Source organism: Pseudarthrobacter sp. HLT1-7, assembly GCF_059383435.1.
Map to the genome: position 1 here is coordinate 15,495 of NZ_JBWZCH010000025.1, position 24,147 is coordinate 39,641.

General features: G+C 65.6%; 20 protein-coding genes and 2 pseudogenes. 14 read left to right on the plus strand and 8 right to left on the minus strand.

Features of this window, described 5'->3' with window-relative positions:
• The first annotated feature begins 308 nt into the window (after positions 1 to 308).
• Together AC50X6_RS17880 and AC50X6_RS17885 are read left to right on the plus strand one after the other, a co-directional pair.
• Positions 309 to 3,221 (plus strand): putative bifunctional diguanylate cyclase/phosphodiesterase, encoded by a 2,913-nt coding sequence (locus AC50X6_RS17880; RefSeq protein ID WP_494967497.1) that lies wholly within the window; start codon positions 309 to 311, stop codon positions 3,219 to 3,221.
• Positions 3,222 to 3,478: 257 nt separating this feature from the next.
• On the plus strand, positions 3,479 to 4,258 hold the full coding sequence (locus tag AC50X6_RS17885) for a type 1 glutamine amidotransferase domain-containing protein (protein WP_494967498.1): 780 nt from the start codon (positions 3,479 to 3,481) through the stop codon (positions 4,256 to 4,258).
• A 205-nt stretch (positions 4,259 to 4,463) separates the two neighbouring features.
• Here the strand turns inward: AC50X6_RS17885 and AC50X6_RS17890 are convergent, their stop codons facing one another.
• The 5 genes from AC50X6_RS17890 to trxA form a co-directional block, all read right to left on the minus strand.
• Positions 4,464 to 4,991, minus strand: a complete 528-nt coding sequence (locus tag AC50X6_RS17890) for a DUF427 domain-containing protein (protein WP_494967499.1) — start codon at positions 4,989 to 4,991, stop codon at positions 4,464 to 4,466.
• A 118-nt stretch (positions 4,992 to 5,109) separates the two neighbouring features.
• Entirely contained in the window at positions 5,110 to 6,822 is a 1,713-nt protein-coding gene (locus AC50X6_RS17895; protein WP_494967500.1) for an ABC1 kinase family protein, read from the minus strand.
• 5 nt (positions 6,823 to 6,827) lie between these two features.
• Positions 6,828 to 7,370: a PadR family transcriptional regulator gene (locus AC50X6_RS17900; protein WP_326968847.1), complete on the minus strand. Its 543-nt coding sequence runs from the start codon at positions 7,368 to 7,370 to the stop codon at positions 6,828 to 6,830.
• A 357-nt stretch (positions 7,371 to 7,727) separates the two neighbouring features.
• Positions 7,728 to 8,669 (minus strand): hypothetical protein, encoded by a 942-nt coding sequence (locus AC50X6_RS17905; protein WP_494967501.1) that lies wholly within the window; start codon positions 8,667 to 8,669, stop codon positions 7,728 to 7,730.
• Positions 8,670 to 9,031: 362 nt separating this feature from the next.
• A complete protein-coding gene (trxA, locus tag AC50X6_RS17910; RefSeq protein WP_494967502.1) occupies positions 9,032 to 9,397 on the minus strand; it encodes a thioredoxin in 366 nt (121 codons plus the stop codon).
• 231 nt (positions 9,398 to 9,628) lie between these two features.
• On the opposite strand from trxA, the gene AC50X6_RS17915 reads away from it, so the two are divergent.
• From AC50X6_RS17915 to AC50X6_RS17925, 3 genes are all read left to right on the plus strand, one after another.
• Positions 9,629 to 9,931: a rhodanese-like domain-containing protein gene (locus AC50X6_RS17915; RefSeq protein WP_494967503.1), complete on the plus strand. Its 303-nt coding sequence runs from the start codon at positions 9,629 to 9,631 to the stop codon at positions 9,929 to 9,931.
• Positions 9,932 to 10,121: 190 nt separating this feature from the next.
• Entirely contained in the window at positions 10,122 to 10,730 is a 609-nt protein-coding gene (locus AC50X6_RS17920; RefSeq protein WP_494967504.1) for a rhodanese-like domain-containing protein, read from the plus strand.
• Complete coding sequence (locus tag AC50X6_RS17925; RefSeq protein WP_494967505.1) at positions 10,727 to 11,491, plus strand: sulfite exporter TauE/SafE family protein; 765 nt, start codon at positions 10,727 to 10,729, stop codon at positions 11,489 to 11,491. The genes AC50X6_RS17920 and AC50X6_RS17925 overlap by 4 nt, the downstream gene beginning before the upstream one ends.
• Positions 11,492 to 11,880: 389 nt before the next feature.
• On the opposite strand, the gene AC50X6_RS17930 is transcribed toward AC50X6_RS17925, so the two are convergent.
• Together AC50X6_RS17930 and AC50X6_RS17935 are read right to left on the minus strand one after the other, a co-directional pair.
• Complete coding sequence (locus AC50X6_RS17930; protein ID WP_494967506.1) at positions 11,881 to 13,209, minus strand: MFS transporter; 1,329 nt, start codon at positions 13,207 to 13,209, stop codon at positions 11,881 to 11,883.
• 99 nt (positions 13,210 to 13,308) lie between these two features.
• Positions 13,309 to 14,718: an MBL fold metallo-hydrolase gene (locus AC50X6_RS17935; protein WP_494967507.1), complete on the minus strand. Its 1,410-nt coding sequence runs from the start codon at positions 14,716 to 14,718 to the stop codon at positions 13,309 to 13,311.
• A 615-nt stretch (positions 14,719 to 15,333) separates the two neighbouring features.
• On the opposite strand from AC50X6_RS17935, the gene AC50X6_RS17940 reads away from it, so the two are divergent.
• The 5 genes from AC50X6_RS17940 (at position 15,334) to AC50X6_RS17960 (ending at position 20,410) form a co-directional block, all read left to right on the plus strand.
• Positions 15,334 to 16,842: a multicopper oxidase family protein gene (locus AC50X6_RS17940; protein WP_494967515.1), complete on the plus strand. Its 1,509-nt coding sequence runs from the start codon at positions 15,334 to 15,336 to the stop codon at positions 16,840 to 16,842.
• Positions 16,843 to 16,897: 55 nt separating this feature from the next.
• Entirely contained in the window at positions 16,898 to 17,308 is a 411-nt protein-coding gene (locus AC50X6_RS17945; RefSeq protein WP_494967508.1) for a DUF302 domain-containing protein, read from the plus strand.
• 471 nt (positions 17,309 to 17,779) lie between these two features.
• The gene (locus AC50X6_RS17950; RefSeq protein ID WP_494967516.1) at positions 17,780 to 17,986 is read left to right on the plus strand and encodes an SHOCT domain-containing protein; all 207 of its coding nucleotides are present in this window, start codon (positions 17,780 to 17,782) and stop codon (positions 17,984 to 17,986) included.
• A 957-nt stretch (positions 17,987 to 18,943) separates the two neighbouring features.
• Positions 18,944 to 19,069 carry a hypothetical protein gene (locus tag AC50X6_RS17955; protein WP_494967509.1) on the plus strand — a complete coding sequence of 42 codons (126 nt, stop codon included), beginning with the start codon at positions 18,944 to 18,946 and terminating at the stop codon, positions 19,067 to 19,069.
• Between the two features lie 258 nt (positions 19,070 to 19,327).
• The gene (locus AC50X6_RS17960; protein ID WP_494967510.1) at positions 19,328 to 20,410 is read left to right on the plus strand and encodes an alpha/beta fold hydrolase; all 1,083 of its coding nucleotides are present in this window, start codon (positions 19,328 to 19,330) and stop codon (positions 20,408 to 20,410) included.
• A gap of 265 nt (positions 20,411 to 20,675) precedes the next feature.
• On the opposite strand, the pseudogene AC50X6_RS17965 reads toward AC50X6_RS17960, so the two are convergent.
• Positions 20,676 to 20,815 (minus strand): annotated as a pseudogene (locus AC50X6_RS17965) (IS3-like element ISMyma3 family transposase); the annotation flags it as partial.
• Between the two features lie 449 nt (positions 20,816 to 21,264).
• Between AC50X6_RS17965 and AC50X6_RS17970 the strand changes: the two are divergent.
• From AC50X6_RS17970 to AC50X6_RS17985, 4 genes and pseudogenes are all read left to right on the plus strand, one after another.
• Complete coding sequence (locus AC50X6_RS17970; protein ID WP_494967511.1) at positions 21,265 to 21,945, plus strand: hypothetical protein; 681 nt, start codon at positions 21,265 to 21,267, stop codon at positions 21,943 to 21,945.
• 120 nt (positions 21,946 to 22,065) lie between these two features.
• On the plus strand, positions 22,066 to 23,286 hold the full coding sequence (locus AC50X6_RS17975; RefSeq protein ID WP_494967512.1) for a molybdopterin-dependent oxidoreductase: 1,221 nt from the start codon (positions 22,066 to 22,068) through the stop codon (positions 23,284 to 23,286).
• Positions 23,283 to 23,738, plus strand: coding sequence for a hypothetical protein (locus AC50X6_RS17980; protein ID WP_494967513.1), 456 nt, complete (start codon positions 23,283 to 23,285; stop codon positions 23,736 to 23,738). The genes AC50X6_RS17975 and AC50X6_RS17980 overlap by 4 nt, the downstream gene beginning before the upstream one ends.
• 197 nt (positions 23,739 to 23,935) lie before the next feature.
• A pseudogene (locus AC50X6_RS17985) lies at positions 23,936 to 24,147 on the plus strand (hypothetical protein); the annotation flags it as partial.

Consider the following 24,147-nt stretch of genomic DNA (forward strand, 5'->3'; position numbering starts at 1 on the left):
GCAGGGGCTGGAACCCGGGTCGAGTCCCACCTCGGGCACATGTTGTCCCTGGTCAGGGGCTTACGGGCCTCTGAGTGTGCACAAACTTTTCACTTACGGGCCACTGCTGGGGCCCATTTCCGTTGGTCGCGGTTGCTGGGGCCGGCGGTCTCCTTCTCTTATTTGGGCGGCGCCGCTGGCTAGCTGTTCATGGACGGAAGTGTCCGGAACTGCATGACCCGGCTGACGTCGGGGCCCAAGGCGCTCCCAGCATGTATTCTTCTAACGTCGGTCGGCACGTCAGCCCCCTTCGGAAACAGGGGAAAGACATGCAGCTGGTCGGGCGTATCGGAGCGGTCCTGGTCGGCGCGGCAGGGCTTGCCGTCCTGTACGGGTGGTACACCGGAGGCGCACTGCTGGCGAACGGGCTCCTCTCGATGAAGCCGACGGCGGCGCTGGCAGTCGTTCTCCTCGCGATTGCGCTGGTCGCGTTCGACCATCGGCGTATCACCTCGGTCCTCGGTGCGGCTGTGTTCCTCATCGGCGGCCTGTCACTTGTCGAGAACATGCTGGGAGCGTCGCTGGGCATCGATAGCCTGCTTCCGGGAATCGAGCTGAGCGGCAGCTCTCCCCGGATGGCGCCGTCCACGGCCTTTTCGCTGTTTGTGCTGGGCGGCTCCGTCCTTTCCAGCCGGCTTGCCCGGAGCACGCTGACGCTCGCCCTGGCCGCCCTCAGCGTCAGCCATATCGCGATCCTCGGCTACGTCTATGGCGTTTCCTCGCTGTACACCGTGAGCGGGTTCACCAGCATGGCCCTGCCCACGGCCCTCGGGATCGCGGTGTTGTCGGCGGCGACACTGCTCCAGCACCCTTCCATTGGTTTGGCCGGACTGTCGAGGGACGGCGGTAGCGCAGGAAAGCTGCTTCGTCCGGCGATACCGTTCTTCATCGGTGGTCCGTTCGCCCTTGGCTGGCTGTGTCTGACGGCGCAGCGCATGGGCTGGTTCGACACTCCTTTCGCCGTCGCGATGCTCGTCTTGAGCATGACCGTCCTCGGCTGCGCGTTGACCTGGCTGGCGGCCCTGAGGCTTCGCGAACTCGACCGGCAACGTGAGGGCGCGCTGACGAGGCTGGCCGAGACAAACCACATGCTCGAGACCACGGTCGCGGCCCGGACCCAGGAGCTGGCCGCGACAGCGGACGCTCTCCAGGCGCTCGTGCGGCTTGCACCGGTAGGCATCGTGCAGCTCGACGCCGGGGGAGGGCTGCTCACCGCTAACGACCAGTGGCTCAGCATGAGCGGACTGACCCTGGACGAGTCCCTGGGCAGCGGCTGGTCCTCCGCGCTGCACCCCGACGACGTCGACCGGGTACTCACCGAGTGGGGACAGTGCGTCTCCGCCGGCACCGCATATTCGAGCACGGTGCGTTTTCGCACGCCGGACGGGCACGTCAACTCGGTGCAGGTCACCACCGCGCCGATTCGCGATAAGGGAACCGTAACCGGACACCTGGCCAGCGTCACGGACGTGACTGCCCTGCGTGCCGCGGAGGAGTCGGCGACCGCTGCCCGGGCGCGGTTCGAGGCGGCCTTCGCCTGGTCACCGCTCGGGACGGCCATCGTGTCGCTCGACGGCCGGGTGCTGGAAGCCAACCGGCGCCTCTTTGATCTGACCGGCCGGTCGTCCGGGGTGCTGGACCAGTCCATCGAGACGGTGTTCATGCCGCTTGAAACCGTCGGCCTTCATGACCTGCCGGCCGGGCCGCTGGAGAGCTCCCGGCAGCGTGTGGATAGACGGATGCGCCGCAGCGACTCCGAGGAGACCTGGGTGAAGGTCAGCGTCGCTGAAATCCACGAAGGCGAACACGTGGGGGGCCTCCTGTACCAGCTGGAGGACATCACGGCCCGCCGGCTGGCCGAGGCCCGCGTGGAGCACCTGGCTTTTCACGATCCGCTCACGAACCTGCCCAACCGGCTGCTGCTGCTGGACCGGCTTGCCCAGGCGCTTCTCCTGGCGGCTCGCCACGGCAGCGGAGTCGCCGTGTTGTTCATTGACCTGGATCGGTTCAAGGTCGTCAATGACAGCCTCGGGCACCACTCCGGCGACGCGGTCCTGACCGAAGTCGCTGCGAGGCTGCGCCACGGTACTCGGGCGTCGGACACGGTGGCCCGCATCGGCGGAGACGAATTCGTCGTCGTCTGCCCCGATGTCGACAGCAGCCAGGACGTCGCGCAGCTCGCGGATGCGCTCCAGAAGTCCATCGCCCTGCCGATCCTGATCGGCGAGCACATCGCATCCGTCGATGCCAGCATCGGCATCTCCTTCGGCGTCGGCCACGATGACCCTGAATCGCTCCTGCGCAACGCGGACCAGGCCATGTACCTGGCGAAGGACCGCGGCCGCGCGCGCTATGAAGTTTTCGACGACGACCTGCGCGGCCGGATCGACCGAAAGCTGGATACCGAGATCGCCTTGCGCGGTGCGGTCGACCTGGGCCAGATCGAGACCTGGTACCAGCCGATCGTGGATCTGCGGGAACGAACGGTCGTGGCCACCGAAGCGCTGGCTCGCTGGCGTCGACCCGAGCGCGGTCTCGTGCTGCCGGGTGACTTCATTGCGATCGCCGAAGAGGCGGGCCTGATCAAGCAGATCGGGAGTACGGTCCTGGGCCAGGCCTGCCGGGCCGCCGCCGCGCTCGACGGCGGCATGGCCGTCAGCGTCAACGTATCTCCGAGGCAGTTCGCGCGAGAGGACTTCGGCGCGGTGGTCAGGGGGGCCCTCAGCATCTCCGGGTTGCCTCCGAACCAACTCTGGCTGGAGCTCACCGAGAGTGCGATGATCGAAGCGATCGGCTCCGCGGCCAAAACGTTCCAGGAGCTCCGCGACATCGGCGTGCGCCTGGCCATCGACGACTTCGGCACAGGCTACTCGTCCTTTTCCCACCTTCGGGCCTTCGACATCGACCTGCTGAAGGTGGACATGACGTTCGTGCGCGACATCGAAACGTCCGCACAGGATCGGGCGATCGTGGAAGGCGTCATCCGGTTGGCGGACTCGTTGAAGCTGGACGTTGTCGCCGAGGGCATCGAAACGACCGGGCAACTGGACCTTCTGCTGAAGATGGGTTGCCGCTTCGGGCAGGGCTACCTCTTCTCGAGGCCGTCTCCCGACGCGTCACCGGCCGTGCCTTCCTGGGATTTCCTGGCTCCTTCAGCCTCCCGCCTGGGGCTCGCGCCATAGTCAGGTCTTTTGCAAGCGGACGAGCAGACGCCGTCCGTGCCGTTGCCGTGCCGGCACCAGGCATCACCCGCTCCAGTAAGGATGGGCACCTCCGTTCGATGAGCCTGTCTGGCAGAACACAAATATCTGACTGCGGCCGAGGACGCCCGTAGGGGCGATTCGAGGCGCAGACGACTACCACCTACTTAGACGGGGAAGCAGAATCTGAATTAAGCTGGGCTCGTCGTAGGGTGGAAGTTAGACAAAAGGAGCACTTCATGAAGAAAATTCTCATGGTACTGACCAGCGTTTCGGAGATCGGCGCTACGGGAGAGAAGACCGGCTACAACGTTGCCGAGGCTGCACATCCCTGGAAGGTCTTCAAGGATTCCGGGCATTTCGTCGACTTCGCGTCGATCCAGGGCGGCCAGCCCCCGCGCGACGAGGTGGACTCAGAGGATCCCATCCAGGTTGCCTTCACGGAGGACGAGACTACGCGCGCAGGTCTTTACAACACTGCCCGCGTCGACGTCGTTGATCCCGAACAGTACGACGCCGTCTACCTCGTGGGCGGCCACGGCACCATGTGGGACTTCCCGGACAGCGAACGCTTGCAGAACCTCGTAGCCAGCGTCTACAACGCCGGCGGCCTGGTGGGCGCGGTCTGCCACGGGCCGGCCGGCCTGTTGAACGTGGAATTGGAGAACGGGCTTCGCCTCGTCGAGGGCCGGAAGGTGGCCGCCTTCACCAACGACGAGGAGGTTGCCGCAGGGAAGGACAAGGTCATCCCGTTCTTTTTGGCAGACCGACTCGTGGAACAGGGCGCCACCCACGTCTCCGCTGATGTCTTCGAGGAGAAGGTCGTGGTTGACGACCGGCTGGTGACCGGCCAGAACCCGGCGTCAGCCGCCGGCGTGGCCAAGGAGATGGAGAAGCTCTTCGCAGAGGTCATCCATCAGGAAAAAGCCGAGGAACAGCACGAGACGGAGGCTCTGCGCGCCGAGAAGGACGCCGAGAAGGACGCCAAGAAGGCTGCTGCGGCAGACACCGAGCACTAACGCCCGCAGGGCACTGAAACTGGCGGCCGCCCCGAGGACGGGGCGGCCGCCAGCCGGCGTAACTGGGAGCCGTGGCCGAGCAGCTTCCAGGTCGTCCCATTTCGCCGGGAGTTCGTGGACGTAGCGTCCCGGGATGTGGTCTGCAAGACGGGCCAGCCCCTCGGGGTCGCTTTGACCGAGACTTGCCGGCGCAGGAGGGAGGTGCTCACCACCCGGCCGTGCCCGGGGCACCCTTGAACGGACCAACGATCTGCCTGGTGATCCAACCGCCGTAAAAGTCACCCTCTTGGAAGGTCACCTGCTCGCCGTCGACCTCGCAGGAGTCCATGTGACCCGGGTAGAGGGCCACCCGGGTACTGAGCGCCTCGAAACCGCGGGTGGGTTCCGGGTAGGTCCACCCGGCACGGGCAACGACGACTCCGCCGGCAACGACGTCGAAGTAGTGCGCTTCTCCCTTGAACTCGCAGAAGCTGGTGCCCTCGACCGGGACGAGTACACCGGCAGGGAATGAGGCCAATGGCAAGTAGTAGACAGGCGGATGACTCGTCTCCAGGACGCGCACTGCATCGGTGGTGTCGGCAATGACCTGCCCGCCAACTCGCACGATGACCCGTTCGGACCGCGGCTCGACCCTTGGCGGCCGCGGGTAGTCCCACACCGATTCCTGACCGGCTTTGGGTTCAATGGGCTGGGGACGACGGAAGAAGCCGGAATAACCGTGAGCAGGAGTCATGTCCCCATGCTGCCACCTTCCGCCGGCACCAGACCGCCAGCTTGCAACTGCGTCCGCGAAATGGAGGTCGCTGACCGGGCGGCTGGGCTTACGGCCGGGTCTCGGCACGCTACGTCGCTCAGAGGCCGCGGCGCCCCGCCCACAGCCCGTGCAGCAGCGGAATCACCGACACGATCATCAGCGCGCTGCCGAGCACCGTGTCGTCTGCCCGGACCACGGAACCTGCGATCAGCAGGGCGCCGAATATCAGTGCCGATGCCGATCTCTGCGCCGTGCGGTCAAGCCGGGCCACCTGCCGTTCGAGGCGCGGATTGGCCACGGACAGTGAACCGTCCTCGATCCGGGTGACAAGCCCATCCAGTCGTTTCGGCAGACGCAGGGCGACCCCGGCGGCGTCGAGCGCTTGTTGAGCGACGTCCTGCACGATGTTGCCGCGCTCGTCGCGCAGCAGCTGCGCTGCATAGGGTTCCACCGAGTCCCACAGATTGAATCGTGCGTCCAGCGAGCTGCATACACCCGACGTCAGGGACATCGCGCGGATGATGAGCAGGAAGTTCTCCGGCACCTGGAACGGCAACGAGCGAACCAGGTCGCCGAACTCCACCGCAAAATCAAGGAATTCCCGCGGGTCCACCTCGCGAAGCTCGGCGAAGCCCATCCCGCCAAACCGGCCGAAGAGGTGCGTCATCGCCCGCTCAAGCTCAGCTGTGTCGGCCGACGGCACCAGCACACCCACGTCACTGATCGCGGTCACCAAGCCCCTGCCGTCACGCGAGGCGGCCGCGATGAGCAGCTTCCGCAGGCCGCTGCGAGTACTCGGCGGAACCTCGCCCATCATGCCGAAATCGATGAACGTCAGCGTCCACGGGCGCTCCGCGGATGGATCGGTAGTCGGGGTGACAAAGATATTGCCGGGGTGCGGATCGGCGTGGAAAAAGCCGTTCGAGAACATCTGGTCGAACATGACCGACGCGAAAACCGGGGCGACCTGCGCCGGATCGATGCCCGCCGCAAGAAGCCCCTCCAAGTCCGTGATCTTGATCGCCGTGACGTCTTCGAGGGTGAGTACGCGGCGGGTGCTCCGCTCCCAAACGACCCCTGGCACAGTCACCCTGTGGTCGTCGGCGAAATCAGCGGCAAAGCGCTCTAAATTCGCCGCCTCCTGGAGGTAGTCGATCTCCTCGAGACTGGTCTGCGCGAACTCCTCGACCAGGGCGGGCATGTCTGCACGATCGGACACAAGACGCACGTGGCTGAGCCAGCCGCCAACTTTGCGCAGCGCGGCCAGGTCGACGTCGACAATCGCGTCGATGCCCGGTCGCTGCACCTTCAACACCACGTTATCCAGACCGGTATCGGCGGCGTCGGAGCGAAGGAGTCGGGCCCGGTGCGCTTGCCCCAAGGAGGCGGCGGCGACTGGCGTCTCCTCGACCGAGGCGAACACCCGGTCCAGCGGCGCACCCAGCTCCGCCTCGGCAAGGGCACGGATTGCGGGGAACGGGACGGGGGGCGCCTCATCCTGCAGCCCTTCCAGTTCAGCAGTAATCTCCGGCGGGAGCACATCGAGCCTGGACGACAGGAACTGACCAACCTTGATCATTAGACCGCCAAGATCCACAGCGAGCACACGGAAGCGCTGCGCGAAGCGCCGCATCCTCTGGGTCCGGGTGCGTTCGGCAATCCTGGCCAGCCCGATGCGAGGGAGGAACAGCTCAAACCACCACGTCACCGCGAGATGCCACGCGGCGAAGCGCAGAATGCGACGGTAACGGGCACGGGTGTTCCCGGCGCCGGGTACCGGATCTGCCCGGCCCCGACGAACCGATGTCACCCCCGTCAGTCCTGGGCGAGGATCGAATACAGCCGGCGACGTGCCTCGTCGAGCACCGTGACTGCCTCCTGCACCTGCTTTGGCGAGCCGGTGCGGCCCACCTGGGACGCGGCCTGCGCGAGCTCGACGCCAGCCTTGGGCAGCGCCGCGAACCCTGCGTGTGAGGCCGGGCCCGTTGATTCCCATGGCGCTGACGCGTCGGCGCCCGCCACATCTTCCCGGCCTGCTTCGGTCAGCGAGTAAATCTTGCGGCCATTGGATTCCTCGGCACTGATGAACCCCTCATCGGCCAGCAGCTGCAGCGTGGGGTAGACGGAGCCGGCACTAGGCTTCCAGCTGCCACCGCTGCGCTCCTCGATTTCGCGGATGATCTGGTAGCCGTGCATCGGCCGTTCCGCGAGCAGGGCCAGTATCGCCGACCGCACTTCGCCCCGGCCCGCACGCGTGCCCGAGCGCTTCTCAAACCTTGAACGCAGCTCCTCCACGGCCTGCCACATGCCGTCGATGTTGTTGCCGCCGAATCCGCCCGTCGGGTATGAATTACGCATCATGCTCTCCTAAATTAGTCGCGAACGATATATAACGATAATCAACGATATGCCCCGACTCTGACAAAAAGCAATGCTGCCGGAAGCCGGCGGAACGGCATACTCCAACTGAGGCTCCCCCCGGTGTGGCCGCCCGCGAGGAGTCCGTACCCCAGCGGGAGGATCCGCATCTGCGGCACCCCGTCCGATGAATCCGGGCAATCGATATGCCGTCGTTCCCGCCCAGCGTGGTAGCACCTGGTTGAGCGGAGGAGTTGGCTGACGATCCATCATCCGGTCTGCTGTCCCTCGGTAGGGTCACTGTCATGCCGCGTGCACTGTGCTGCGTTGTCCCGGCACGCCGGAGGGCCGGAAATATCAGTGGGCGAACATGCTGACGAAGTACTCCTGCTGGACCGGACGGCGGCCCAGCTTCTGCGCCGTGCGCAGCGAGGGCATGTTTCCCGCGTGGATGTGGCCCCAGACGGTGTCCGCCCCTGAGTTTTGACCGGCCAGGAACGCGGATTGCATCGCCGGAGCCAGGCCCCGGCCACGCCAACGATCCGTCAGGAACAAGTCCAACATACAGACCGCGCGCCGGCCAAAGAGCGGTGACATTGTGGCGGCCGCCAATCCCGCAAAGCCACGGTCGTCCCGCAGTGACATCAACAAGCCCTGGTCCGCGGCTTCTTGGAGTCCCTCCTGACCGGACTCTGAAACAAACGGGGCAAGCTCCGGGGCGTCCGACCGCCACACTTGATGTCCGCGCTGATAGTCGGCGTACACGTCAGTCGCCGCTACCGGCCAGGAGATCCTCAGAGTACCGGTCAGATCCCGCTCGTCGGCTCTGACCGCCACCTCCACGGACCCGGCCATAACTGTTGCCCAGTTTTCCGTGGAAGGGAGTTGGAGACCCGGCTGCTCCCAGAACGTGAAGCCCCGCACTCGGACGCCGCGGTAGGCCTCGGCCACCTGTGCGGCGAGTGCCGCCACAGCCGCAGCGGAGTTTACCCGGGCAGTTGTTTTGACCGCCACGAACGGGAAGGCCGGGTCGAGGTTGAGGTACCTCAGGCCTGAAATGACGGTCCGATCGTCGTTGGCTTCGAGTAGCCGCTCGGTCATGTCCCAGGTGCTGACGCTGACTTCGAGCCGGCCTATCCTGGCCGCCGCAACGTCCGGTGATGCGAGAGCGGCGAGGGACCCGACGCCGTCGATCTCGGCCTGCGTTGCGTCGTCAGCCGCATACCCGGCGGGAAGGTATTCCAGCACCGGGCGGGCGAATGCGGCGAGCTCGCGGGCCGGCAGTCCAAAGGGCTTCATTGATCCTCACGATACGCGAGATGGCGCCGCGACTTGCACCTGTGGCGGGTGATGGGTAACGACTTCCTGACGCACAGCCCGTCGATTGGTATCTGTCGGCTCGGTCCAGGCGAACTGGTCCCCCTGGATCCCGCTGCCAACGGCAAGATATCGCACGCCTGTCGGCAGGTTTTGGACGATACCTCAGCGGTACGCGTGTCGGATGGTCGGTGCCGGGCGCCCTCCGCCGGGCGGCCGGAATCTGCCGGAGGCCGTGCCAGCTGGTTCGATGCTCATGCTGCCGCCTGAAGCGTCGATTTAGCATCGGCCCGGGCCGGTTGCCCGGGGAGCAAAGCGGGGAGGGCCCTTCAGGTCCGTCGTTTTTAGGATGCCGCCGACGCCGCAATTTTGGCCCGGACGTCTTTCATGTCCAGCTCTTTGATACCGGTGATGAGATGCTCCAGCCCAGTCGCGCTCATCGCCCCCGGCTGGGAGAAAACGAGGACCCCTTCCCGGAATGCGATCAGGGTGGGAATGGAGGTGATGCTGGCGGCAGCGGAGAGGCCGGGCTCGGCCTCGGTGTCCACTTTCGCGAAGACGACGTCCGGGTGGTTGTCCGAGGCTTTGTCGAAGGTGGGGGCGAATATCCGGCAGGGTCCGCACCAGGCAGCCCAGAAGTCCACCAGCACGATTTCGCTGCCGGTGATGGTGTCGTTGAAAGTCGCTTCGGATATGTCGATGGTTGCCATGAAAAAATGCTATACCCCTGGGGGTATCTTATGCAAGAAACCGAAAGAAAACTGGCCAGCTTGCAATAATACCCCCTGGGGTATCATGATGAAGGGGTAGATACCCGTAGGGGCTCAAGCTCCGCGCTCTGCCCGCGCCTGAGCTGGGCCGCTGACCGCCTCAGTATCCGGAAATCCTGCAATTCTCCTTCCTCGCCGCAAAACAATCCCGTCCCACCGAAAGGTCCAGCCATGGAAATCACCCCACAGCAGCTTGCGAAACAGCTCAAGAGCGGCAGTGCTGCCCAGATCGTCGATGTCCGCGAATCAGATGAAGTGGCTGACGGCATGATCCCCGGGGCGAAGCACATCGCGCTCGGCGAACTGGCCGCCCGCCGGAATGAACTGGACATGTCCCGTCCGGTCATCGCTGTCTGCCGCAGCGGGCGCCGCAGTGCGGCCGCCGCAGACCAGCTCGCAGCCGCCGGTTTCACTGCCTACACCATGCCCGGTGGAATGCTCGACTGGACGGGCGCGGGCCTCCCCACTGACTAGGCTTTGATCCTCCGATCCTCCGATCCTCCGATCCTCCGATCCTCCGATCTGCCCGGGAGGCGCACCCCAGCGCCGCCCGGGCCTCCAAATGACTGGCCCCGCCCCTGAGAGGTGGGCCATCCGGTTGGCAGCGGCCACCGTCCCCGCGGACGCTGCCACGAGAAATGCCAAAGATATACCGAAAGCGACTATGACTGACTTGACCAGGACCATCGCGGTTGACGCCGCTGCCCAGACCATTGACCCCTCCACGTTGAAGGTCTGGGAAGACAATCACGACGATCTGATGATCATCGACGTCCGGAGCGGCGCCGAGTTCGATTCCATGCACATCAGGGGCTCCTACCATGTGCCGCTGGCCATGCTCAGCGAGCACACGGAAGAATTCGCGGCAAAAATGGGCACCCGCGTGGTGCTCGTGTGCCAGTCGGGCCACCGTGCCGAGCAGGCACGCAAGCATCTGGGTGCAGTCGGGCTGGCCGGCGCCAGAGTTCTCAGCGGCGGGGTTCCGGCCTACGCGGCCGCCGGCGGCGACGTCGTCAGGGGCCGCGGCACCTGGGCCCTGGAGCGTCAGGTCCGGATGACCGCAGGCTCCCTCGTGCTGGCCGGCGTGCTGGGCAGCAGGTTCCTCTCGCCCAAGCTTGGACTGCTCGCGGGCGGCATCGGCGCCGGGCTGACGTTCTCCGCCGCGACCAACAGCTGCGCCATGGGCCAGCTGCTTTCCAAGATGCCATGGAACCGTTCCACCAGCGAGCCCACCGCGCACCGGGCCCTGCAGAACCTGGACGCCGGGGCATGATCCTCTCCGCGGCGGCGTTCGGGCTGATCGTCGGCGCCCTGCTGGGCCTGGTCGGAGGCGGCGGCTCCATTCTCGCCGTCCCCGCGCTGGTTTATGGCGTGGGGCTGCCGCTTGCCGCGGCGATCCCGACGTCCCTGGTGGTTGTCGGGGCTTCCTCCGCCGCCGCGGTGCTGCCCCGGCTGCGGTCGGGGGTGAACTGGAGGCTGGCGCTGATCATCGGCGCCGCCGGAACCGTGACCGCGTACCTCGGTGCCGTGGTCAACCGGTTCCTGGACCCAAAGATTCTGTTGCTGGCTTTTGCCGCCATCATGGTCTTCGCCGGCATCCGGATGCTGATGCCGCCCAAATCCTCCGGCGGCGCGTGCGCTCTGCCCGGCGGCGGCGTCAACTGGCGCAGTTGCCTGCCCAAGGCAATTGCCACCGGCGCCGTCGTGGGGTTCCTGACCGGTCTGCTCGGCGTCGGCGGTGGCTTCCTGATCGTCCCGGCCCTCACTCTGGTCCTGGGACTTCCGATGGCTCTGACCGTCGGGACGTCCCTAGTCATCATCGTGATCAATTCCGCCGCCGGCTTCGCCTCGCACCTGGGTGATGTCCAGATCGATTGGGCTGTCGCGGCTGCCTTCGCCGGAACAGCGATGATCGCCTCGCTCGCGGCCGGGCGGGTCGGCACCAGGATCCCCGAGAAGGCACTCAAGCGTGGCTTTGGAATCCTGGTTCTGATTGTCGCCGCCTATGTCGCCGTAAAGGCACTCCTCTCCTGAGAGTGGGTTGGGGACCCGGCATGACCGGGTGGGCGTGCTGGCCACAAGCCCGCCCGCGTTTTGTTGCCGCATTTCTTCCCTGTCACCGAACGGCGCATCCGGTTGCCACCCTGCCCGCGCGGACTATGGCGGAATCAGCCATTGCGGACCGCATTGGCAGGCTCGGCGTCAGCGGCGCCGGCATTCTTCAGCGGATCGAAAGCGCCAAGCTCACAGATTGGCGTTGACGACGCCCCAAACTCCATGGCGGAGATGGGGGCCATGAGCGGTGGCTTTGGTGGGTTTCCTGGGTCGTCAACAAGGTTGTAGCGGCTGCCCCGGGCTGCCCCGGCCCTCCGCGCTCCTACTCCTCAGACCTGGGAGCGGCTGGATGGTCATGTCATGTCATGTCAGAGCGGCGCGGACTGCGCCGGGTTTAGTGTTTTCCCCTGCGAGACGGCGGGTTTGTGATCCGATCCGCGCATCCGGACGGCAACGAGGATCCCCGACAGCGCGGTGAGGACGGCGACGACGGCGACGGCCGCCGGGATGCCGTAGGCGTCTGCGATGACCCCGGAGAGTAAGGCGCCGACGGCGAATCCGCCGTCGCGCCACAGCCGGTAGATCCCGACGGATCGTGCCCGCCACGCCGGGTGGGCGACATCGCCGATGGCTGCAAGCAGGGTGGGGTAGACCAGAGCGGTGCCGGCTCCGAGCAGGATGGCGGCGGAGAGCCAGGTCCCGAAGTCCTGGCCGACGGCGATCGTTCCGAGTGCGGCGGCCTGGACCAGCATGCCGCCGACGATCAGCCATTTCCGGCCGTATCTGTCCGACAGTGCGCCCGTGGCCAGTTGGCCGGCGCCCCAGACCGCGGGGTAGACGGCGGCGAGGATGCCGATCTTTTCGATGGTCAGTCCGGCGGCGGCAAACAGGACGGGGAAGAGACCCCAGGCGAGGCCGTCGTTGAGGTTATTGACCATGCCGGCCTGGCTGACTGAGGAGAGGGACCTGTCCCGGAAGCTGGTGAGGGTGAAGATTTCCCGGGTGCTCAGTTCACCGTGGGCGCCGGCGTGGGCCGGCGTGTGGTTGGCGGCCTCCAACCTGGCATGGCCCCGGGTTTCCTGCACGGCGACGACGGAGAGGCCGAGTCCCAGTGCGATGTAGGCGGCGCCGAGCAGGAAGGGTCCGGGGCGCAGGCCGTAGTTGGCGGCGATGTAGCCGGTGGCCAGGGCGGTGCCGGCGACGCCGAGGTAGCCGGCGGCTTCGTTCAAGCCCATGGCCAGGCCGCGCCGGGACGGGCCGACGAGGTCCATCTTCATCATCACGGTGGTGGACCAGGTCAGGCCCTGGCTGATGCCCAGGATCACGTTGGCGGCGACGATCCAGCCCCAGGACGGCCCGAAGATCAGCATCAGCGGGACGGGCAGCGCGATCAGCCAGCCGGTGATCAGCACGGGTTTGCGGCCGTAGCGGTCCGAAAGGGTGCCGGCGAAGAAGTTGGTGCCGGCCTTGGCCAGGCCGAAGGCCAGGATGTAGGTCAGGGCGGACGTGTAAACGTCAAGGTGGAAGACCTGCCCGGCGAGGAGCGGGAGTACGGTGCGTTCCTGGCCGAGGGTGCCGCCGACGAGGGCATTGACGGCCACGAGCAGAAAGAACTGGGCCAGGTTCTGCCGAAGGCCCAGCATCACGCCAGTCCGGATGCTGCGTTCCTGCGCTGGCGAGGTATTTCCGGATGTCATTGCTGCGCTCCAGTTGTCGTGGGCACTTAGTTGGCGGCGGCCCGGGCAGACCGGGCCGCCGCCAGCGGTGTCAATCGATCACTTCAGGTGCTGCCTGGATCAGTTGCTGGGAACAGACTGCCGTGACTCCTGCTGCGCTGCCCAGGCGGCGTAGCTGCCGTCGAGTTCGACGACATCGTAGCCGGCGCGGCGCAGGGCGCTGGCCGCGACGGAGTTGCGGACCCCGCTCTGGCAGTAGCTCACGATGGTGCCTGAGGCGGGGAGTTGGTCGAGGTTCCACATGACGCGGCCGCCGCTGAGCTGCACGGAGCCGGGAATGTGCCCGGCCGTGTGTTCGGTGCGGTTGCGGACGTCCAGGACCATGGCGGCGTCGAAGTCTTCGAGTTCTTCGGGTGCGATGAGCGTCGGGGTGCTGGCGGGCAGGCCCTCGAGGCTGGTGACGTAGCCTACGACCCTGTCGATGCCGACCCGGAGCAGGTGGTCCCACATCTCTTGCGCGGAGGCCTGGTCCGGGGCCAGCAGCACCAGCGGGTTCTTGTCGGTTTCCGGGTTGACTACCCAGGCGCCGAAGCTGGCCGCGGATTTACCGGCCGGGATGTTGACGGAGCGGGTGACGGTGCCCGTGTGGACTTCGGCGTGGGGCCGGGTGTCCACGAAGGTCACCGTATCCTGGGCGAGGTCGCGTGCGACGTCGCCGGTGGCGAGTTCCGCAAGGGGTGCCCGCTCGCCCAACACAGCCGGGCCCTGCCGGTTTTCGTGCTTCATCCGGCCGAAGTAGGCGTGGGCGTCGGGCTGGCCGTCGAGGAGTTCGTCAACGAAGCCCCGTTCGTCGTTGGCCGCCAGATACGGTCCCCACCAGGCGTAGAGGCGCTCGTAGCCGACCGTGCTGGACGGGATGGCGCCGAGGGCTTTGCCGCAGGCGCTGCCGGCGCCGTGCGCCGGGTGGACCTGGACGTGGTCGGGCAGGGTCAGGAACTTGTCCCGCAGACTGGCGAAGAGCTGCCTGGCGCCGGCGAAGCGGGTGTCCACGCCGCCGGCTGCCTCGTCAAGCAGGTCCGGCCGGCCCAGGTCACCGGAGAAGACGAAGTCACCGGAGAGCAGATAGCCGGGGGCATCGGCGAAGGCGCCGTCGGTGATCAGGAAGGAGAGGTGCTCGGGGGTGTGGCCCGGGGTGTGCAGCGCCTGGATGCTGATGTTGCCGAGGGTGATCGTGTCGCCGTCGAACAGCCGCTCGCCGTCGAACGCGTATTGCCAGTCCGGCCCGCCCTCGCCGGAGACGTAGACGGTGGCGCCGGTCGCGGCAGCGAGTTCACGGGTCCCGGAGAGGAAGTCCGCGTGGATGTGGGTCTCGGTGACGGCCACAATCTTCATGCCGTTCTTCTCGGCCAGGCCCTGGTACACGGCGATGTCGCGGCGGGGGTCGACAACCACCGCTACACCCTTGGCCTGGCAGCCGATCAGGTAACTGGCCTGGGCCAGGTCTTCGTCGTAAATGCGTTCCAGAAGCATGTGCTCTCCTTCGTCAGGTGGTGGGGGAGTCTCCGGGAGGGGATCCTCCGTTCCTCTAACCACTACGATAATACCCCCAGGGGTATCTTGCAAGCGATCCGCGGCCGACCGGATGCGGATGCTCCGCCGTCAGCCGTTATACCCTCTGGGGTATAGACTTGGCAGAGCATCCACCGAGGTCTGGAGCTGGCTATGCAACGCGATTCATCAGGACTGATCCCCGTCGCCAACCGGCTTCAGCGGGCCTAGGGCCAGCTCGCGGGCGTCGCGAAAGCACTTAGTTGCGCCGGATCCGCCATCATCGCCCGGCGGGACAACGGCCGGTGGACCACGAACGGAAAGGAATGTGATGGGCAATTTTGGTTCGATGACGGGCTGGACGTGGCTGTTCTGGCTGCTCCTGATTGTTGGTACCGTTTTGCTGGTGATCCTAACCGTGCGGGCTTTTTCCGGGGGGATCACCCGACCCGGGAGCGGCCGGGGTCCTGGCCCGATCCCGCCCGGAGCCGTCGGCGCGACTACCGCCCGACGGATTCTGGATGAACGCTACGCCAGGGGAGACTTGAGCACAGAAGAATACCGTGAACGGCTTGAGGTCCTCGGAGGCGATACATGATGCAACCAGTCAGCCGTCGCACTGCCCTGATCCTGGGAGGCGTCGGGGCGGCGGCCACCGTGACAGGCGCCGCAGGATTGCTGTCGGGGTGGGGCCTCGGATTACCGGCCGCCGGTGGGCAGGACTTGAGCGAACCGCAGGCCCTGCAGAGTGCCGATGGCCGGCTTCAGGTGAAGCTTTCAGCAGCCCCGGGCCAGGTGCGGGTGGCAGGCAGGGATGCCAATGCGCTGTCCTACAACGGTTCACTGCCCGGCCCCACCCTGTTCCTGCGGCCCGGGGATCGGGTGAATGTATCGCTGGAGAACCGGTTGGCGGATCCGACCAACCTGCACGTCCATGGCTTGCACGTCTCCCCGGAGGGCAACGGCGACAATGCGCTGGTTTCGGTGGAACCGGGAATGTCCTTTGACTATGAGTACCGGCTCCCGCTGAACCATCCGCCCGGCGTTTACTGGTACCACCCCCACCGCCACGGCAGCGCGGCCGACCAGATCTTCGGCGGCCTGTACGGGGCGATCATCGTCCAGGACTCCCAGCCCGTGCCGGTCAGCCGGGAACGGGTTCTGGTCATCTCGGACATCTCCCTCACCGGTGGCGGTTCCGTCGCCGTCGTGTCGGCGATGGAGAAAATGATTGGTCGGGAAGGTGCCCTGGTCCTGGTTAACGGGCAGCTGAACCCGGTCCTGGCCGCCCGGCCGGGCGAGCGTGAACGGTGGAGGATCATCAATGCCTGCACATCCCGGTACCTTAGACTGCGCCTGGACGGCCAGGACATGCAGCTGCTGGGCATGGACTCCGGCCGCTACCAGAGTCCCCGTAACGTTGACGAGGTGCTGCTGGCCCCGGGTAACCGGGCGGACCTGCTGGTCACCGCCGCCGACGGGACCGCCGTGCTGCGCACCTTGCCCGTGGACAGGGGAAGCATGGTGGGATCCATGATGGGCGGCAACAGCGGGGGTGGACGGTCCCCGGCCGGCCCGGACGGAACGGCCCTGGCCACCTTTGCCGTTGCCGGCGAACCGGCCGCCGCCCCGGGACCGGTCCCGTCGCAGCCCGTGCCGCGGGACCTGCGTTCCCTGGCGGTCACCGCGCACCGGGAACTGGTCTTCGCCATGGGTATGGGTATGAACAACGGCGGCGCGGACATGGGCAGCGGCATGGGCGGTGGGACGGGGTCGGGGATGATGAGCTTCACCATCAACGGCAGGCCGTTCGACCCGGCCCGGGTCGACACCACCGTCTCCGCCGGTGCCGTCGAGGAATGGACCCTGCGGAATACCAGCCCCATGGACCACCCCGTGCACCTGCACGTGTGGCCGATGCAGATCGTCGAACAGGCAGGCCGGCCCGTGGACAGCCCCGAGTGGCAGGACGTGGTCAACGTCCCGGCCCGGAGCAGTGTCCGGGTCCGGATCGCGTTCGATGATTTCACCGGCAAAACCGTCTACCACTGCCACATTCTCGACCATGAGGACAGCGGCATGATGGGCCTGATCGAAGCCCGCTAGCGCAGCGCCCCGCCCCCACTTGCATGCCTGGGAAAACCGACAAAGGAGCACCACAATGAGCTACGCACACACCATCACCGTCGCGCTGCCCTATGCAGAAGCAGTAACCCGGACCCGTGAAGCCCTCTCGGGGCAAGGCTTCGGCGTGCTGTCCGAAATCGATGTCCGCGCCACCTTCGAGACGAAGCTCGGGCCCGACGCGGGGCAGGCCCTGGGCGACTACCTGATCCTGGGCGTCTGCAATCCTGCTCTGGCACAGAAGGCTCTCGCCGCGGACCCGGACATGGGGCTGTTGCTGCCCTGCAACGTCGTCATCAGACGCGGACCGGACAGCGGCACCACCGTCATCCAGACCATTGACCCGCAGACCATGGTGCAGCTCAGCGACGCGCCGGCCGTCTCCGAGGTCGCCTCGGACGCCGATCACCGGCTCCTCGCGGCCCTGAAGGAACTTGAAACCGCCTGAGGCTGGGCCGGTGTGCTTGCGACGGGCCGGCCGCGGAGACTGAACTGCGGTTGACTGGGTTGCGGCTCCGGAACCTGCCGGCCGCGTTGCGGTGCCGTCGGTACTGTTCACGGGATGCCCGGCTCTGCCGGGGGTCTTGTTGGCGGGAGTCACCGCGCGGCTGAGTTGCCGTCCAGCCAATCAACGTAGCCGGGGATCAGGTTCGTTGTCCGCCGACGCGCACGTTCCCGGCCCCGCCTATCAGGGGACCGAATCCGAAGCCGCGGTCGTCCACGAAGCGGTCCAGCCAAAGTAGCCATGAGGTCTGGGGAACAGGCTGAGGACCTTGGACCCTGTTCCCTGGGCTAGAGAGGCAATAGCCTCAAACCAAAGGCGGGTCAGCACGAAAGGCTGGTCAGCACGTTGGCACGGGACGGAGTCAGGATGTATGGATGGGACGGGAACGGCTGGGGTTTAGGTGCCTGGGTGGCGATGGTGCTGATGATGTTGGTGTTCTGGGGAGGGGTGGTCACCGTCGTCGTTCTGTTACTTCGGCGCAGCCCTCCGCGTGAAGGACCCGGCCCCGCGCGGCCCCCGCACTACGACGCGGAGCTTATTCTGCACGAACGATTCGCCCGCGGCGAGATCGACGAAACGGAATACGCCGCCCGCCGCTCGGCACTCCGGCATCTGGAATGAAACCCGTCCCGCATCGCGGGCAGGTCATTTTCGGGGTTTCTATCACCCTCATCGTGAACGCCGTGTCCCGCGTTGTCGTCGGCCCTCGTCGGGGCGTCTGCCGGCGGCACCGGATTGCGGTCCCGGCAGAACTCTGCGGCACCTGAGGTTCCAGGGCGGGTCGTGAACGTCTCCCTGACGAAAATTGGGCACCAGTCCGCCCGGGGTGGCCCGAAGCTGCCCTTCGGCCAAGTAAGAATACTGCGCAGGCTGAGAAGCCGGTTGGAGTACCCGCCGACGGGGGTTTGCGGCGCCGCTACGGCCCCCGCCGAGGATGCGGAGACGTTTCTGGTACTCCTGTGCGCTCAGTTCGCCGCGTGAGTTCCGCTCAGCGAGGATCCCGCGGGCACCCCCGGGTGTTTCGGCGGCTCCGATGTCCGTGTCTCGGGGTTCCTGAGCCTTGTTCTGGCCGCAGTTCTCTCCGGCGGCACTGGTCCAATATGCCGGCCGCGTCATCAAGCCGTACCCGGGCAATACGGTGGCGACGGTTCACCACTACTAAGACGAATCAACTTCGGTGCTGGCCGCAGCGGTGAAAAAACGAGCGCCAGGGTATGTTTCGCTCGGATCTCCCGTCCCGCGAAAGCTGACGCTGACGTGGGCACAAGCTATTTGCCACTGACAGACTCCCCACTCCCCGAGCAGGCGCTGATCCAAACAAAATCGGAAGGCCAGCCTGCTGGCGGCCGAATGAGAATGTTGTGGTGAAGTTCTGCCGAAGTACTTTGGTACAGTTTTTGTAACATGAAATATGGCTAGGAATTTGCGCGATCCCGAAGACCTTGATCGCCGCCTTGAGGAGATCGCCGAGGGCGCTGAAGCGTATCCACGGCTACCTATGAAGACCGCGGCGCTGCTTGAATCTGTGGCACGTTCCACCCGCTCATCGACGGCAACAAAAGAACTGCTTGGACCCTGATGGTCCTGATGCTCTGGATCAACGGCTACCGGCACAATTTCAGCACCGACGAGGGGCTTGATCTGGTCGTGGGTGTGGCCGCCGGCAGCGTCACGTTGGAACGCAGCGCAGCCGTGATCACCTAACATGTTTTTCCGCGGTAGATGGCGTTTAATTCTGTCCCACTGCACGTCCGGCTGCCGCTGGCCTTATCCCGAGGGAAGCTGTCATCACCCGGATACATATTCGCCCGGCATCGCTGCGACGTTCGAGCTGCTTTCAGCCAAGACGGTTGATAGCCTGAGTCATCGGTGCTCTCGGGGCCGGCGCCCGCCACTAAACGCAGCGACAATGATGCGGCCCCGATCGCAGACAATGAACTATTGCACGCATTGGGGCGGTTCATGACAGGACTATTGCTGCCGGTACTCGTCGGAGTCCTGGGTCTGGCTGGCTTTCTGCTGGCGTGGAGCCCCGGTCGACCCGCGCCACTGTCCGATGATGCTGGCCGACCGATCGATGGGAGCATCTCTGCGAGGGTTTTTACCAAAATCAACGGTGTCCGGCAGGGCATGATCATCCAGAGCAGTGATATCTTCCATCCAGTGCTGCTGTTTCTGCATGGCGGCCCAGGCATGCCGGAGTTCTTCCTCAACACCACACATCCCACAGGGCTCGAAAAGGACTTCACAGTGGTGTGGTGGGAGCAGCGGGGCGCAGGCTTGTCCTATCGCACAGACACTCCGGGGCAAAGCGACTCCTTTGACCAGTTGATCGGCGACACTATCGCGGTGACAAACTACCTGAGGCAGCGCTTCGGGCAGGACAAGATCTACCTGCTCGGTCACTCGTGGGGCAGCTTTCTCGGGATACAGGTCGCGGCAGCGGCGCCCGAACTTTTTCACGCTTACATCGGTATGGGGCAGGTGTCCCACCAATTGAGATCAGAGGTCACGGCCCATCGTTACATGACCGACCAGTACCGGGCCCGGGGCGACCGTTCAATGGTCCGCAGGCTCGAGGCGGCACCGGCAAGCATGTCGGGCGGTCTTTCTGCAAGCTATCTCCGCCTGCGGGACGACGCGATGCATCGACTTGGGATCGGCACTACACGCGACATGCGTTCGGTAATTACCGGGGTGTTTTTAGCCGTGTGGCGGTGCCGCGCCTACACCCTGAGCGAGAAGATCAATATCAGGAGGGGCATGTCCTATTCCAGACGCCTTTATTGGGATGACTTCATCAAAACCGATCTCACCATCCAGATCGATGAGCTTGATCTTCCTTTGTACTTCTTCACCGGGCTCTATGACTATACGGCGAACCATGAACACGCCCGGGACTTCTTTGAACTGATCAAGGCCCCGGTGAAGGGCTTCTACACTTTCCGTGAATCCGCCCATAGCCCGCTTTTCGAGGAACCGCAGCGTGCGCGGCTCATCCTGGAGCAGGACGTGCTCACCGGGAGAAACTCTCTGGCCGATTGAGGGCAAGGCGGTATGACCGACCGAGATGACCGTCGAGGACGATGGGGGCGAAGGATGTTGGGAAGCTACGGACCGTGACCGAACCGCACGGCGGGCTGCGCGCGTGCGTGGGATAAACCCAGCCAGAACTCGAACTCGCGGCGCAGCCCAGGTACTTCGATAGCGGCTCCGGCCTCTGTGCTACGACGGACGGGCGGCTCAGCATGGAGAGGCGCCGCTTCATCAGATCAACCGCGCTGTTCGTCACCGCTCGGTTCCGGGACCGAGGTCGATCTCGGCCTCGAAGAAAGCCGCGGCCGCCTTCAGGATGGCATTGGCGCGGCGCAGTTCAGCGTTCGTCCGGCACAGCTTCCTGACCTCTTCGCTGTGGGCAATCGTGACGCCGGGACGGGTGCCGCTGGCGACTCGTCATGCAGATGAGCGGCGGACGTGGCCGGCATGGGCTGGAAGTGCCATCTTGTAGAGGCGCCGGGCCGGTGGCGCTGGCCGGACCAAGGGGCCGACGACGGCTGGGGGCGAGATGCCCCGGTCTCAGAGGGCTCTCGTGCGTCGCCGGCCCCGTCTCGCACCGGACCTTCGCTTCCGGAAATCTAGGGCAGACTCCACCCGGATTCGGCAATGTTCCGCGGTGGTGCTGCTTCTACTATTAAATACCCTGCGGGCAGAAATGGCATCCCCGTTCGATGCCCTGGGCCGGTGCGGGGTCACGGATTGGTCACGAACACGGTGGAACCCATCCGTAGCCGGTGTGCTGTCGAAGTACTCCTGACAGATAAGCACCGGCCCCGTCCGAGCTACTCGGCAGGAACCATCCTCGGGACCGGACACCCCCACTGATTTCAAGGAGTACTCCCATGCGTACGTCAACTAAGACTTTCCTGAGCGTTGCCGCTGCCGGTTCGCTGATGTTCTCCCTCGCGGCGTGCAGCCCGGCTGCCACGTCCTCGTCGGCGCCGGCTGCCTCGTCCTCGGCCGCGGCGCCCGCTGAGAAGGCCAAGCCGCTGGCCGCGATCCCGGCGCTGACGGGTACCTCCACCGCGGTGAAGCTCGATGCCTCCTTCGCCGCGGCCCTGGAGAGCCTCAAGCTCACCCCGGGCGTTGTGGGCACCGCGGCGCTGACCGACGGGTCGCTGATCTTCCCGATCAGCGGCGGCAAGGTCGATTACTACGATCCCGCGAAGGACTACCGCCCGTTCGTCCAGGGCCTGATCAGCCACGCCGGTTCCGGGTTCTCCCTCTCCGCCGGTGAGACCAAGGTGGACCTGACCAACTTCACCATCGACCCGGGCACCTCCAAGCTCTACGGTGACGTCGCGGTCAACGGCGAGATCGCCGCCAAGCAGGCCTACATCTTCAACCTTGACGGCTCCACCCTCAAGCCCCTCCAGGCCGCCGGCGACACCGCCGTCCTGGAAGGAACCCGGGTGCTGATCTCCGACACCGCCGCCGGCCTGCTGAACAAAACCTTCAAGACCGACGCCGTGAAAGCCGACATGCTCGTCGGCATCGCCAAAATCACCGTCAACACCAAATAACACCCCCCGCAACAGCGGTGAACGCCACGGATCCCAGGTCCGTGGCGTTTTCGGCTGGGCGCTTAGACTCGACGCTTAGAATGGTCCCAGACGGCCGAGGAATGGCGAAGTGATCCAGACATGAACAAGCCCGATCCGCAAAGGCTCACCGAAGCCCTCGCTGCGAAGTTTGCCTCGCCGACGCGCAGCACGCGTCTGACGGTGGTCCTGGGCCGCTGGCTCGGGATCAGCTTCACCATCTGCTTCCTGACGGGTCTGTTCAGCCACGGGCTGCAGAACCCGCCGTCGTGGATGTTTTTCCCCACCCGTCCGGTGTGGATCTATCAGCTGACTCAAGGCCTGCACGTGACTTTCGGAATCGCCGCGATTCCGCTGCTGCTGGCGAAACTTTGGTCTGTGTATCCCGAACTGCTCAAGTGGCCGCCGGTGAAGTCCGTGGTGCACGGTCTGGAGCGCGCCTCCATTGCCCTGTTCATCGCCTCGTCGCTGCTGCAGCTGACCACCGGACTGATCAACACATACAAATGGTATCCGTGGCCGTTTCCGTTCCGGGAGACCCATTATTGGCTGTCCTGGGTGATCTGGGGATCGCTCCTGTTGCACATCGCGGTCAAACTCCCGGCCATCTCGGCGCACTGGCGTTCGCGGCCGGCACGCGGGGAAGCCCTCGTCCCGAAGGCCGCCGACGACGGTGGTACAGCCGCCGCCGTCGGGCCTGTTCCGGGCACAGACAGCACTGCACCCGGCCGCTGGTCGCGACGGGCATTCCTGACCGGTGTTGCCGCGGCGACAGGAACGCTTGTGGTGACGACGGCGGGACAGTCGTTCGCCTGGCTTGCACCGGCAAACTTGTTCGCCCCACGCAAGATGGAAACCGGGCCCCAGGGCGTGCCGGTTAACCGGACCGCAGCCGAAGCCAAGGTGACCGAACTGGCGAAATCCTCGACTTGGGCGCTCATGGTCCGCTCGGGCTCCTCGAGCCGCTCCTTCACGCTTGCCGAGCTCCGCGCGCTGCCACAGCACACCCATGATCTGCCGATTGCGTGCGTCGAGGGGTGGAGTCAAATGGCAAGTTGGCGGGGCGTGCGCGTCCAGGACCTGCTCGCAGCCGTCGGCGCTCCGGCCGCCGCTGAACTGCGGTTCACCAGCCTGGAACCGGAGGGTGCCTACCGGATCATGAACATGGCCGCCGAGTACACCCGGGACGATAAAACTCTGGTGGCCCTTGAGCTCAACGGCTCGGAGCTCGATCTTGACCATGGCTACCCCGCCCGAATCATCGCCCCCGGCCGGCCTGGGGTGCTTCAGACCAAGTGGCTGCAAAGTATGGAGATCCTGTGAAAGCGTCGACGACCGTCAGGGTTTCCCGGATAGCGCTCGGTGCCGCCGGCACGGCAATCATCGGCTACGGGCTGTTGGGCCTGCCGACCCAGCTGGGCCCGGAGCAGCTGATCGGCCTGCTGATCTGGCTGGCTGTTGCGGTCCTCATTCACGACGGCGTCATAGTGCCGCTCTCCACCCTCGCCGGCGCCGGCCTGACACGTGCCGGGTCAAGACTTCAGCGGCCGTCAGCTGCCGTGCTGCGCGGTGCCCTGCTGACGGGAGCCGTCATCACCCTGGTGGCGGGGATCCTGTTGAAGGCCCAATCCGTGGCCCGGTCAAGCACCGTACTGGAGGCCGACTACGCCGGATATTTCATGTGGTTCTGGGCGCTGCTGGTTCTTGGCACCGCTGCCGCTGTCTTCGTCCTCGAGCGACGCGGCCGGAGCCAGCAGGGACGCACAACGGCCTGAAGCGACTGGCCACCCCGGGGCGTGAGGCATGAGCCCCAGGGCGTGGGTAACGGAAGCATAACAAAGAAGATAACTTCCCGATGTGGCCCGTCCGTCGTGCCTGTATCTCCGAAGTACTGGTGAAAGACACAGCAGCCCGGTCCACGGAGTTCCACGGAACGAAGGCAGCTATCCACCTGATTTCAAGGAGTACTCCCATGCGTACGTCAACTAAGACTTTCCTGAGCGTTGCCGCTGCCGGTTCGCTGATGTTCTCCCTCGCGGCGTGCAGCCCGGCTGCCCCGTCCTCGTCGGCGCCGGCTGCCTCGTCCTCGGCCGCGGCGCCCGTTGAGAAGGCCAAGCCGCTGGCCGCGATCCCGGCGCTGACGGGAACCTCCACCGCGGTGAAGCTCGATGCCTCCTTCGCCGC